The 12,599-nt window shown below is 61.8% G+C and carries 13 protein-coding genes and 1 tRNA gene; all 14 read left to right on the forward strand.

The annotated features are described in order from the left end of the window. Position 1: 1 nt before the first annotated feature. Positions 2-337 (forward strand): hypothetical protein, encoded by a 336-nt coding sequence (locus OSA81_11355; GenBank protein ID MDE0899606.1) that lies wholly within the window; start codon positions 2-4, stop codon positions 335-337. A 169-nt stretch (positions 338-506) separates the two neighbouring features. Beyond that, a complete protein-coding gene (locus tag OSA81_11360; GenBank protein MDE0899607.1) occupies positions 507-1,082 on the forward strand; it encodes an SIS domain-containing protein in 576 nt (191 codons plus the stop codon). Continuing rightward, positions 1,079-2,380: a CCA tRNA nucleotidyltransferase gene (locus OSA81_11365; GenBank protein MDE0899608.1), complete on the forward strand. Its 1,302-nt coding sequence runs from the start codon at positions 1,079-1,081 to the stop codon at positions 2,378-2,380. The genes OSA81_11360 and OSA81_11365 overlap by 4 nt, the downstream gene beginning before the upstream one ends. Next, positions 2,373-3,776 carry a replication-associated recombination protein A gene (locus tag OSA81_11370; GenBank protein MDE0899609.1) on the forward strand — a complete coding sequence of 468 codons (1,404 nt, stop codon included), beginning with the start codon at positions 2,373-2,375 and terminating at the stop codon, positions 3,774-3,776. Before OSA81_11365 ends, OSA81_11370 begins: the two co-directional genes overlap by 8 nt. A gap of 185 nt (positions 3,777-3,961) precedes the next feature. Continuing rightward, positions 3,962-5,164, forward strand: a complete 1,203-nt coding sequence (gene hflX / locus OSA81_11375) for a GTPase HflX (protein ID MDE0899610.1) — start codon at positions 3,962-3,964, stop codon at positions 5,162-5,164. Beyond that, positions 5,161-6,063 (forward strand): DUF2520 domain-containing protein, encoded by a 903-nt coding sequence (locus tag OSA81_11380; GenBank protein MDE0899611.1) that lies wholly within the window; start codon positions 5,161-5,163, stop codon positions 6,061-6,063. Before hflX ends, OSA81_11380 begins: the two co-directional genes overlap by 4 nt. A gap of 1 nt (position 6,064) precedes the next feature. After that, complete coding sequence (locus OSA81_11385) at positions 6,065-6,793, forward strand: pyridoxine 5'-phosphate synthase (protein MDE0899612.1); 729 nt, start codon at positions 6,065-6,067, stop codon at positions 6,791-6,793. Further along, positions 6,790-7,863: a lysylphosphatidylglycerol synthase transmembrane domain-containing protein gene (locus OSA81_11390; GenBank protein ID MDE0899613.1), complete on the forward strand. Its 1,074-nt coding sequence runs from the start codon at positions 6,790-6,792 to the stop codon at positions 7,861-7,863. Before OSA81_11385 ends, OSA81_11390 begins: the two co-directional genes overlap by 4 nt. After that, positions 7,863-8,750, forward strand: a complete 888-nt coding sequence (ispE, locus tag OSA81_11395) for a 4-(cytidine 5'-diphospho)-2-C-methyl-D-erythritol kinase (protein MDE0899614.1) — start codon at positions 7,863-7,865, stop codon at positions 8,748-8,750. The genes OSA81_11390 and ispE overlap by 1 nt, the downstream gene beginning before the upstream one ends. 45 nt (positions 8,751-8,795) lie before the next feature. Next, positions 8,796-8,866 (forward strand) — tRNA-Gln (locus OSA81_11400). Between the two features lie 426 nt (positions 8,867-9,292). Beyond that, complete coding sequence (locus OSA81_11405; GenBank protein ID MDE0899615.1) at positions 9,293-10,258, forward strand: ribose-phosphate pyrophosphokinase; 966 nt, start codon at positions 9,293-9,295, stop codon at positions 10,256-10,258. A gap of 51 nt (positions 10,259-10,309) precedes the next feature. Beyond that, on the forward strand, positions 10,310-10,957 hold the full coding sequence (locus OSA81_11410; GenBank protein ID MDE0899616.1) for a 50S ribosomal protein L25: 648 nt from the start codon (positions 10,310-10,312) through the stop codon (positions 10,955-10,957). A 24-nt stretch (positions 10,958-10,981) separates the two neighbouring features. Next, positions 10,982-11,545, forward strand: a complete 564-nt coding sequence (pth, locus tag OSA81_11415; protein MDE0899617.1) for an aminoacyl-tRNA hydrolase — start codon at positions 10,982-10,984, stop codon at positions 11,543-11,545. A gap of 45 nt (positions 11,546-11,590) precedes the next feature. Beyond that, the coding region (locus OSA81_11420) for a sodium/proton-translocating pyrophosphatase (protein MDE0899618.1) at positions 11,591-12,599 on the forward strand (1,009 nt) is incomplete at its 3' end.

The following is a 12,599-nucleotide window of genomic DNA, read 5'->3' on the forward strand; positions in this document are numbered from 1 at the left end:
CGTGATCGATTCCGCCTGGTTCGAAGCGCGCCGACCGCGCCCGCCCGCTGGCCTGAGCCAGGCGATGGCGCAGGCAGTTGGTGCTGCGCGGACCGAACAAAGTGAGGGTGGCCCGAGTGGAACGGATTCCATCCGTCTCAGCAATGAGTGTGCGCTGGGGCCAGCCGCCGGTGACCTTCTCAAGGCAGCGGGAGCAGCGCTAGGGCCAGACCGGAATAGTGCATTCTCCCTCCTCGCGGCGGATGGCCTTCTGACGTATGCGTGTGAAGTTGCGCTTGATTCCGGCGACCCGGTGATGGCCATGCGAAGGCTTCTCGCAGACGTGTCCTCGTCATGATTATCCATGATGCGAACTCGCTCGTGGATATCCACAGCCATCTGGTGCCGGTTGTCGATGACGGTGCGAAGCACCTTCCCGTATCCGATCTGCCGCAATCTCCTCATATCATAGATCCGATTCGGGGCATGATTCGCAGGCGCGATATCCGACCTGCACGGCAGAGCCGATGAGTGCGCGGGAAGCGGTGGCTCCGCATCTGGCAGAGCCCCACGCTGTGACCGCCGCGGTCATCGAATCAATGCCTGAAGCGATCGATCAGCTAGCCGACAGGATCTCCGCGACAGTTGATTCCGGAGGTACGCTTTTTTTCTGCGGGAATGGCGACTCAGCAGCGGATGCGCAGCACCTCGCCGCCGAGTACGTCGTACGCTTCACGAGCGACCGCCGGCCCATCGCTGCGCTGGCCCTCACGACGGACCAGTCCGTCCTGACCGCGTCCGGTAACGACTTCGGATTCACGTCGGCCTTCGAACGGCAGGTTCACACTCTTGGCCGGAAGGGAGATCTCTTGGTCATGCACTCCACGAGCGGAGACTCGGAGAACCTTCTGCGGGCCGCGTCAGCTACGCGCGAGATCGGTGTGGAAACCGCAGCGTTGCTTGCTCGAGATGGGAGAAGGCTGCTGGGTGTCGTGGATTTCGCACTCGTCGTCCCCACCGAGTCCACCGCACGAGCTCAGGAGATGCACCTTTTGATCGGGCACATCGTCTGTGACATCGTGGAAGAAGCTCTCTCCGGATGAATGGGCTGAGACTGGCTCCACCTCAGGCAGTCGTGTGGATTACGCAGACACTTGAGGATTCCCAATTCGAGACATGGGCTGTTGGCGGTGCGGTGCGGGACGCTCTGATCGGCCGAGCATCGGGAGATTGGGATATCACGACCCAGGCGACACCCTCGGAGGTTCGCAGGCTTTTCCGTCGGACCGTGCCGATCGGCATCGAGCACGGCACGATCGGAGTTATCGCGCGCGATGGTGTGATGTACGAAGTGACGACGTTTCGGAGAGACGTTGAAACGGACGGTCGACATGCTGTCGTGGCCTTTGCCGATACCCTCGACGAGGATCTCGGGAGGCGGGACTTCACCATCAACGCCATCGCGTGGCACCCCCTGACCGACGCCTTCGCTGATCCGTTCGACGGTGCGAGCGACCTGGAGCAAGGAACCGTGCGGACCGTAGGAAGTCCGAATGAGCGCTTCCGAGAGGACTACCTGAGAATTCTTCGCGGATTCCGTTTTGCCGGGCGTTTCGACTTCGACATCCACGAGGATACCTGGTCCGCGTCGTGCGATCTGGTGCCGCAGCTCACGTCACTGTCGCCCGAACGGATCCGCGAAGAGTTGCTCAAGATTCTGGCCACGCACTCGCACCCTAGCCGAACACTCGAATTGTATCGCGCCTCGGGTGCGGTCGGTGTGCTGTTCCCTGAACTCGAGCGCCTCTCGGTCCCGGAACCGAAGTCCGCGCCAGGGGAAACCTCGGTCGAGTGGAAGGGTGCACTCGCCACGATAGACGTGCTCCCCGTGGGCCGGCCTCATCTTCGCCTTGCCGGGTTGCTTCGGGGGCTGTCGCCCGATGAAAGCGCCGCGATCCTAGTTCGGTTGAAGCTCTCGAACATCGTAACCGATGCAGTCGCTCGGCTGGCTGCCGCTTCGCCACTCCCGGGGGCCGATGAGACGGACGCCGATGTGCGGCGTTGGTTAAGCCGCCTTGGCGCTGACCGCATGACTCTCGTAGCGAGGCTCGATCTCGCCGAGGCACGCACACACTCAGGAGCGGAACCCCGGCCGGCCGCCATCGTGGAGCGCTGGCAGAGGGCTCGGGCCATCCTTCGGAGCACGCCCCCGCTCACGGTAGGGGCCCTGAAGATCGATGGTAGAGGACTTAGGGCGATGGGGTTGAAGCCAGGGCCTATCTTCGGTGAGATCCTCGACCAGCTGCTGGAGGAGGTGTTGGAGGAACCAGTGCTGAATGAACGGACGGCTCTCGAACGCCGGGTGGCTGAGATCAGCGCACAGCGGAGGTCTGATGGCTGATCTCGATCTCTTTGCGGGAGACGGGCCGTCCAGTTCAGGCGCCGGCAGCGAAACCCATGGGTCGGCGGATATGTCAATCGACAGGTCGGCTCCTCTCGCGGCCCGAATGCGACCTCGGACGCTCGATGAGTTCCGTGGCCAGGATCACCTTCTTGGGTCGGGGCGAGCCGTCCGAGCGATGCTCGCCTCCGGACATGTAAGCAGCATGATTCTCTGGGGACCGCCGGGTAGCGGAAAGACGACACTCGCCCGGCTCGTCGCGGCGGAATCCGGGGTCATGTTCGTGCCGTTCAGCGCGGTCACTGAAGGTGTGGCTCGAGTTCGCGAGATCATTGGCGAGGCAGGGCAGCGCCTGAAGGCCACGGGCCGACGGACGATACTCTTCTGCGACGAGATTCATCGTTTCAACAAGGCGCAACAAGACGCATTTCTACCCCATGTCGAGGCCGGGACGATCATTCTGGTCGGGGCTACCACCGAGAATCCCTCGTTCGAGATCGTTCGCCCGCTGCTTTCTCGTGCTCCGGTATACCTGTTGGAGGCCCTTCAACCCGACGAACTCGAATCGATTCTCCGGGATGCGCTCTCGGCTGAGCATGGTCTGGCCGACTTGGGCGTCGAAGCGTCTGATGAAGCCCTTCGCTTTATTGCCGAGGCCGCGGACGGAGACGCCCGGCGCGCCCTCGGAGTGCTGGAGGCCGCGGCCCAACTCGCAGGTGCTGGCGGTGACCTTGGAGTCGAAGCGGCTCGTGAGGCCCTGCAGCACCGCTTCGCGACGTACGACAAGAGCGGGGAAGAGCACTACAACCTCATCTCAGCCCTTCATAAGTCGATTCGGGGCAGCGACCCGGATGCGGCGCTGTACTGGCTCGCCCGGATGATCGATGGGGGAGAGGACCCGCTGTACATCGCTCGCAGGCTTGTCCGGATGGCGGTTGAAGATATCGGCCTGGCCGATCCGGCGGCACTCACGAACGCCATTGTGGCACGGGAGGCGTACCAGTTTCTCGGATCACCGGAGGGTGAACTCGCGATTGCCCAGGCCGCGTTGTATCTCGCCACGGCACCGAAGTCGAACCGGGCCTATGCGGCGTGGAAAAGCGCGAAGAGAAGGGCTCGCGAGACTCCATCGGCCCCCGTCCCGTTCCACATTCGAAATGCTCCGACGGGCCTCATGAAGGACCTTGGGTACGGGAAGGGCTATCAGTACGATCCGGAGTCTGAGGACGGAATTTCCGACCAGACCTACCTGCCGGAAACGCTTTCTGGGGAGCGGTATTACGAACCGGGACGCTTCGGCTTCGAGAAGACCATCCGAGAGCGTCTCAAGTGGTGGGGAGAACGGCGCGGAAGTCTCGAGATTCCGGGTGATCAGAAAGGCTCAGAGGAAGCGTGATCGCCCCTATGGACCGATGGCTTCCTTGGGTATCGTTCAGGGGTACTCCTCTCGGGAATCGGTCCTGCCTGGACCGGAGGTGAACGATCCCGACGCAACTCATCGATCTTCAGACTCCTGTTGACCGGGTCGTCCTCGTCGGCGCCCCTTCACGGACGCTGTCCCGCGATCTTGCCGATGAACATCTGCTCGAACTGGGCCGCCTCACGGACACAGCCGGTGGCGAGGTTGTTGGCGAACTCACGCAGCGCGTGCATTCGCCGCACGCGCGTTTCTATCTAGGGGAAGGGAAGGCGAAGGAACTCAAGGCGCTTGTTGAGGAAGCCGAGGCTGACCTGGTCGTCTTCGACGAGGAGCTGAGTCCTGCCCAAGGAAAGAATCTGGAGCAGCTGATCGACGTCAGGGTGATGGATCGCTCTGAGCTGATCCTCGACATCTTTGGGACCCGTGCAAGATCTCGAGAGGCTCGCATGCAGGTCGAGCTCGCCCAGCTTCAGTACTTACTTCCTCGTCTTAGTCGGATGTGGAAGCACCTGTCTCGGATTCGAGGCGGAATCGGTCTCCGCGGGCCCGGTGAGACGCAGCTGGAAACCGACCGTCGGTTAATTGGGACCCGAATCGGCGAACTCCGTCGTAAGCTGAAGGCTGTAGCCAAGGCACGGGCTGTTCAGCGACAGGGACGGGAAGGCTCGTTCAGAGTTTCGCTCGTCGGGTACACAAACGCTGGGAAGTCTTCGCTGCTGCGGGCGCTGTCTGGGTCGGATATTTTCGTAGAGGATCGGCTGTTCGCGACCCTCGATTCGGCCACGCGCAGTGTCTCTCTCGGGTCGGGCCTTGAGGCACTGATCACCGACACAGTCGGCTTCATCCGGAAGCTTCCCCACCACCTGGTTGCCTCATTTCGCTCGACCCTGGAGGAGGCTCAAGAAGCGGACGTGCTACTCCACGTCATCGATGCCTCACACTCCGACTGGGAAGAACAGCGCGCGGTTGTGCTTGAGGTTCTCCATGACCTTGACCTCGACAAGCGTGAGAAGATCCTCGTGTTCAACAAGGTGGACCGGATCACGCATCAGGAGGAAGATGCCTTGAGCGTCCGTATTCGCTCCCTTGATCCGACGCCGGCCGTTTTCGTCTCGGCACACGATCCAGACACGCTCGAGGCGCTCTGCGAAACACTTCGCGCCCGGGTTCGGGGGCGCATGGCGAGTGTCATCGTGACAATTCCTGTGTCCGATGGAGAGACGATCGCGACCGTCTACCGAGAGGGCGAGGTTCGGCACCGAACGGACGAGGGGATGGAGGTTTTGTTGACTGCAAGGGTTCCGAAGAGACTCGTCGGAAGGCTGAGCGGCCGCAGCGGTATCGTTGTGGAGGAGGTGACATGAGTCTCCGCTCGGTGACCATCGTGGGGCCGGGACGCATGGGCCTCACGCTTGGCATGGCCCTCGCCCAATCTCGCGAAGTGCGCAGTCTGACCGTCTTTGGGCGCCATCCGGAGCCGCCCGCCCACCCGCTGTTCGTGAAGGACATGGCGCGGTACGTCTTCGGAGTCGAGCCACTCGAACGGGATTCCACGGTCGTGTTGCTCGCCGTGCCTGATGCACACGTTCCGGAGGCTGCTCACGCACTGGCGGCACAGGGCCCGGCCCCAGAAGGCTGTTCGAGTTTTCACCTTTCGGGGGCGCTCCCGACGGACGTCCTGGAGCCCCTCTACCATCAGGGATACGGGATTGGGTCATTCCACCCTCTGGTCGCGGTATCCCACCCGATGACGGGGGCCGATCACATCCCCGGATCCTACGTGGCAGTCACTGGTGCTCCTGAGACCGTCCGCACGGCGCGCCTAGTTGCAGACGCCATCGGCATGTCGATGTTCGCGGTCCCGGCCTCGCGCCGAGCGCTCTATCACGCTGCCGTCGTGATGGCGAGTAGTTATCTGATTCCAATGCTCGGACTCTCGGCCCGACTGATGGAGCGAGCGGGGATCGACCCGGATGATGCGACGACAGCGCTCATCCCGCTTGTACGCAGCACCCTAGCGAGCGTTGAGGAACACGGGTTTCCGGACTCGTTGCGGGGGCCGATCGCGAGAGGGGACCTCGAGACCACTGCGCTGCATCTGCGCGCGCTCGACGCTGGGGACCAACACTTATATGCGCTCGTCGGATCCGAAGTGTTGCGAATCGGAGCCGATGGGCTGGATCCTCGGATCGTCGAGGAGATGAAAGAAATGTTCGACCGGTATGTCGGACTCGAGACCACACGTATCGGGACAGGGGAGTGATATGCGGCTCTACGTGAACATTGATCATGTCGCCACGGTGCGGCAGGCTCGGATGACTGATGAGCCCGATCCGGTGCGGGCGGCAGTACTGGCCGAACTGGGGGGCGCGGACGGGATTACCGTCCACCTCAGGGAGGACCGCCGGCATATCCAGGACCGTGATGTTCGTGTCCTCATGGAGACCGCCAGAACGGCAGTCAATCTCGAGCTAGCGGCGAGCTCGGAAATCTTGGCGCTCGCTTGTGAGTGGCGCCCGATGCAGGCCACGCTCGTCCCCGAAAAGCGTCAGGAAGTGACGACAGAAGGAGGCCTTGCCCTTTCCCACGACGCGCAACGAAGCACGACGGGAGAGGCGCTGAGGCAACTGTCCGACGCCGGCGTCCGAACATCACTGTTCATTGATCCGGAGGAGGCCGCCATTCAGGTCTCTGTCGATCTCGGAGCTGATGCGATCGAGCTGCACACCGGGGAGTACGCGAACGCCAGCGGCGAGGAACGAGTGTGTCAGCTGCGGCGCCTGGAGCATGCGGCCGAGTGCGCGCGGGCTGCGGGCTTGGGAGTGCACGCTGGTCACGGCCTGACCTACGAGAACGTCGCCCCGGTTGCCGCAATTTCGGCGCTGGAAGAACTCAACATCGGACATAGCGTCGTGTCTCGAGCGGTCTTTACCGGAATGGAGGCGGCAGTGCGTGACATGGCCGCGATCCTGACGCGGGCACGCGTGGAATGAAGACGTGGGCCAAGGCCATCATCGGGATCACGGTCACCGTTTTTGCGCTCTGTTGGGTCCTGCGGGACGTGGACTTCACTGAGGTCCTTTCGCAGATCGCACAGGGCAATTTTCTGTTGCTCGCGGCATCCGTATTCGTGGCGACCTTTGGCTTCTTTATTCGTGCCCTTCGCTGGAAGGTCCTGCTCACTCCGATAAAAGCCGATACCCGACTCCGTTCACGGTTTGCAGGGGTCTCGATCGGTTTCATGGCGAACAACCTCCTTCCGGGACGTGCTGGGGAGCTGGCTCGCCCGCTGGCATTTAGCAAAATGGAACCCGTCAGCGTGACGGCAGCCTTCGGTTCGCTCGTCGTAGAGCGCTTCATGGACGGCGTCGTGTTGCTTCTGTTTCTGGTTATCCCGCTCCTGTTGCCGAGCTTCCCTGCGACCGATGCTCTCACCACGGGCTACGGCCTGTCTCTGTTCAATTTCGCGATTGCGCTTGTACTCGGCGTGCTCGCGGTGCTCGTGATCATGGCTGCGTTACCGAAGGTATTCATGCGGATCGCGGAGGCGGTGACGTCATTCGTCCCGCAGCCCACTGCCGGGAAGATCACGTCGTGGCTTCGTGGTCTACTGGAGTCGATCACGATCATGCGCGAGCCCAAGCTGCTCATCGCGGGCTTCGCGTGGTCGCTGTTCTTCTGGACGTGGCACGGTCTGTCCTTCTGGCTCGGCATGCTCGCTTTCGGAATCGATACCGGCTGGGTTTCAGCGATCTTTACTGAGGCGGTGGTCGGATTTGCGGTGGCTTTGCCGGCGGCACCCGGTTTCTTCGGCACCTTCCATGCTGGCGTGAGCTTTGCGCTAACGACTGTTTACGGGGTGCCGGACCCGCAGGCTCTGGCTTTCGCGTTTGCGTATCACTTCGGCGGCTGGATTCCCATCACTGCCATCGGTTTGTGGTACACCTGGAAACTTGGCTTGTCACTGGGCGAGGTCGGTGGAGGTGGCGGCACCGAGGACGGTGTCAGCCCTCAGGGTGACGCTGCTCAGCCGTCCGTTGGTGTAGAAGAACACACACGCTGATGACCGCGCGGCGCTCTGCGAGCACGCTTGCTCCCGCGAAGATCAACCTCTTTCTGCGCGTCTTGCACCGGAGACCGGACGGGTATCGGGAGCTTGAGACGTTGTTCCAGGCAGTGTCTCTCTACGATCGGGTACGGGTGCACCTTGAGCCCGCGGGTACTTCTTCCATCCGCCTCGAGGTTGTCGGCGCCGATCTTGGGCCGAACCGTGACAATCTGGCCTGGCGCGCTGCCCAGTCGTTTCTCTCCAGCTTCGCGATGTCCGCCCGAGTCGAGATCGAACTCGAGAAGCATATTCCTGCCGGTGCTGGACTGGGAGGGGGCTCATCCGACGCTGCCGCCGTCCTGAGGTGCATGGCTGCGCTCACCGGGGTTTCCGACGACAACGCACTTCACCGTGTGGGGACTCGCCTCGGTTCGGATGTCCCGTTCTTCTTGGGAGCGCCTCTGGCAATCGGTCGGGGGAGGGGGGAGGAGTTGACTGAAGTGAGTGCGCTCCCGCGGAGACCAGTGGTACTGGCGCTGCCACCCGTGCATCAGCCCACGGTGGAGGCCTTCAGAATGCTCCCTGAAGAAGACGTCCACGGAGGCACCCGCGTCGTGCCCCTCCGCGAGGACCTCAACTGGGATCAGGTCGACGAGTGGTCCGAGAACGACTTCGAGGCCGCGGTGGTCGATCTTCACACTGAGGTCCAAGACTCGCTCGACGCCCTCGTTGACGCCGGCGCGGACGTGGCTGGCTTGTCGGGCAGCGGAAGTGCCTGCTTCGGTTGTTTCGATTCGGATGAGGTCGCGTCCGCGGTCGCAACGACTCTTTCTGCACGTCTCGGGTGGCGGTTCGTCGCTGTCTCGACAGAGTCTTCGCTCCCGACGATCACGGAGAGCTGACAGGGGGTTGAACCGCCGACCCTCTCTCCGGTAACATTCCGGCACTGGCCCGTCGTCCAATGGCAGGACACCGCTCTTTGGCAGCGGTAATGATGGTTCGAATCCATCCGGGCCAATTTCGAGCGCCGTGCCACACGCGATGTGGTGTGGATAGCTTAAAGGAAGTGACAAGGCTCAGGTTCAGGGCAGAAACGCTTCGGCTTGAGGTCTCTGTCGTCCGGACGGACCGGGGGATGCTCAGTCCTGTCGAGAGCTTTCTCGGGCTGAGTACGCCTCCACCGCCGCTGACCCTGTTCGTGGGAGGAAGCAGCGCCTGATGGACTAGGTCACGCCTTCCACTGCCCCGATCTCGACCTCCCGCCGCTGAAGGATGGGCGATATAAGATCCGGCTCGTATTGCGAACCGCAGATCTCTCCGATGCGGTCTCCTCCCTCGATTTCGAAGTCAAGCGGAATCCGTTGACCGTCTTGAGGGTCCTCTCTAGCTTTTTGTGCTGTCTCGTCGCGCGCCACTGGCACTTCCCACCCCACCCCCCATCGGAATGGACGACACTTACAGACGGGGTCCGCTACTTCTGCTGGCCGGCCGAGCAAATCGTCCACTCGCCGCCGAAATCGGGGAGATCATCGGGGAGTCACCAGACGCCGCGACGATCAAGCAGTTCGCGGATGGCGAGATCTTCGCTCGGATCGATCGAAATGCGAGAGGACGGGACGTCTACATCGTGCAGACGACGAGCGCACCCGCCGACAACATCATGGAGCTTCTGCTTCTGATGGATGCGGCACGCAGGGCATCCGCTGCACGCGTGACGGCGGTCATCCCCTATTTCGGGTACGGACGTCAGGATCGTAAAGATCAACCCCGTGTCGCGATCGGTGCAAAGCTTGTCGCCAACCTCATCGTCGCGGCTGGTGCTGACCGAGTCATCTCGATCGACTTCCATCAGCATCAGATCCAGGGTTTCTTCGACATCCCTGTCGATCATCTGTACGCTGCGCCCGTCATCACCCGCTACTTCCGGAATCTTGGGCTCGAAAATCTCGTGGTGGTCGCGCCAGATGTGGGCTCCGCGAAGATGGCGAGGGGTTACGGCAAGCGACTGGGAGCGAGCTTCGCGATCATCGACAAGCGACGCACTGAGGCGAATACGTCGGAAGTGTTGAATGTCGTCGGTGACGTGGAAGGCCGGAATTGCCTCCTCGTTGACGACATGGTCGATACGGCGGGGACGCTGGCCAACGCGGTGGTGGCATTGAAGGAGCGCGGCGCGAAGACGGTGTATGCTGCCGCGACACACGCAGTGTTCTCAGAGCCCGCTGTGGAGCGCCTGAGTGCATCTCCACTCGAGGAGATGGTGGTTACGAACACGATTGCGATCCCGAAAGAGAAGCAGTTCAGCAACCTTAGGATCCTGTCTGTAGCGGATTTATTGGCGAAAGCAATCGATCACGTGCATTCGAACGAGTCCGTGAGTGAGCTCTTTGAGATGCTGCCGGATGACTGAGGGAAAGGGCCCTGGGAGACCCTGGGGGCCGACTAATCAGAGGAACATATTATGGCGAACGAAGCGACACTGAAGGCTGAAGCTAGAGTCGGTACCGGCAAGGGCGTTGCGCGGAAGCTCCGTGCGATCGGAAAACTTCCTGCCGTCGTGTACGGCGGTGACACCGCCGTACTCCACCTCTCTCTCGACACCCACGACGCAGAGCTCCTGTTTCACCGGATCTCCGTGGACAACACGATTATCGACATCGAAGTCGATAGCGAGAAGGAGCCGATTCCCACACTGGTGCGAGACATTCAGACGCATCCCTGGAAGGCATCTCTCCTTCATGTCGACTTCCTGCGCATTCAAAAGGGTGTCGCGATCGAAGTGGACATCCCGCTTTACTTGATCGGGATCCCGACAGGCGTCTCCGTTGAGGGCGGCGTCATTGAGCAGATCGTGCACGATCTGTCTGTTCGCTGCATCCCGTCGAAGATCCCTGAGTCCATCGAGGTGGACGTCTCGGAACTGGCGCTCGGCGGCGTTATGCACGTTTCGGATCTGACCCTCGGTGAGGGCGTCGAGGCGATGATGGCACCGGGACAGACGATCTGTATGGTCTCGCAGCCCAGAGCTGAGGTAGTGAAGGAGACTACCGAGGACGAAGAGGGTGTCGTGGTCGAAGAAAGTGTTGAGGGTGGTGACGACGCGTCCTGATTCGCTAGCTGATCAGGCTGTCGAGTGAAGGTTGTACTCGGGCTCGGGAACCCCGGGCCCGACTACGACTCCACTCGACACAACGTGGGCTGGTGGGTCGTGGATCGGTTGGCGTATGACTGGGATTTTGGGCCCTTCCAGAGGAGTGGAAAAGCCCACATAAGTGAAGGAGTCGTGGAAGGGTGCGAGGTTCGGCTCATGAAGCCTACGACGTACATGAACAGAAGTGGCCTCGCGGTGCGGTCGCTACGTGAACTCGACGGGTTCGATCCAGCGGAGGACCTCCTCCTTGTCGTCGATGACGCCGCGCTCGACGTGGGTCGCGTCCGCTTTCGACCTGAGGGCGGGGCGGGGGGACACAACGGATTGAAGTCGGTCTCGGGCGCGCTGCAGTCGAACGGTTATGCGCGACTCCGAGTCGGGGTCGGGAAGAAGCCGGACGGCGAAGACCTCGCCGAATGGGTTCTCGGACCGATGCCGAAAGAGGAGGAGGATACTGTAGTGGGATTACTCCCGGAGCTGACTGAGGCCGTCGAGGCCTGGGTCGCTGAGGGAGTCGAGGCGGTGATGAACCGCTTCAATCGATAAGACGAACACACTCAGCGCACGACGAACCAGAGGAAAGACAATTCGATGAATTTCGTCGACCTAACCGAATACGCCTGGATGCTCGCCCTTTTGGGACTCGCCATTTCTGGCGCGATCTATGGCTATGTGAAGAAGCAGGATCCCGGTAACGAGATGATGGTGGATCTCGGTGAGCAGATTCATGATGGCGCGATGGCGTTTCTACGTCGCGAATACACCGTCCTCGCGGCATTCGTGGTGGTGGTCGCGGGCCTACTCGCCTATGCCATCGCTTTGACTTCGGCTGCCGCGTATCTCTTTGGCGCCCTGAGCTCTGTCGCTGCAGGCTTCGCGGGTATGAAGGCTGCCACGAGAGCGAATACACGGACGTCTGCGGCTGCGAATGACCACGGCCAGGGCAAGGCACTGCGTGTCGCGTTCTTTGGTGGAGCCGTGATGGGTCTCGCAGTAGCCGCCCTCGGCATGCTGGGGCTCGGCGTTCTTTACTATATATACGGCGCGCCCGCGAGCAGTGGAGATGAATTCGAGCTCTACGCCCAGATCGTTTCGGGCTTCGCGATGGGCGCCAGCTCGATCGCGTTGTTCGCTCGCGTCGGTGGGGGGATTTTCACGAAGGCCGCTGACGTCGGTGCTGACCTCGTAGGAAAGCTCGAAGCGGGAATTCCGGAGGATGACCCTCGGAACCCGGCCACGATCGCCGACAACGTCGGGGACAATGTCGGTGACGTCGCCGGCATGGGCGCGGACATTTTCGAGTCATACGTTGGCTCGATGGTCGCGACCATCGCGATTGGAGCTTCTATCCCGGCATTGGCGGGGAGTCGTTCGGCAGCGATCGCCCTCCCGCTCATGACCGCGATGGTCGGCCTTGTTGCGTCGCTCATCGGCATCGCGGCGATGAAGGTTCTGGAAAAACGCCATCCGGCGCATGCGCTCCATGGCACCACGTGGATTGCCGGCGCACTGTTCCTCGGAATGATGTGGTTTGTCGTCCAGAGCATGGGCATCACGTTCGCCGGTGAGAACTTTCCGGCTCATGGCCCCTGGATCGCGA

This window comes from Longimicrobiales bacterium, assembly GCA_028823235.1.
Taxonomy (GTDB): Bacteria; Gemmatimonadota; Gemmatimonadetes; order Longimicrobiales; family Gaopeijiaceae; genus UBA2589.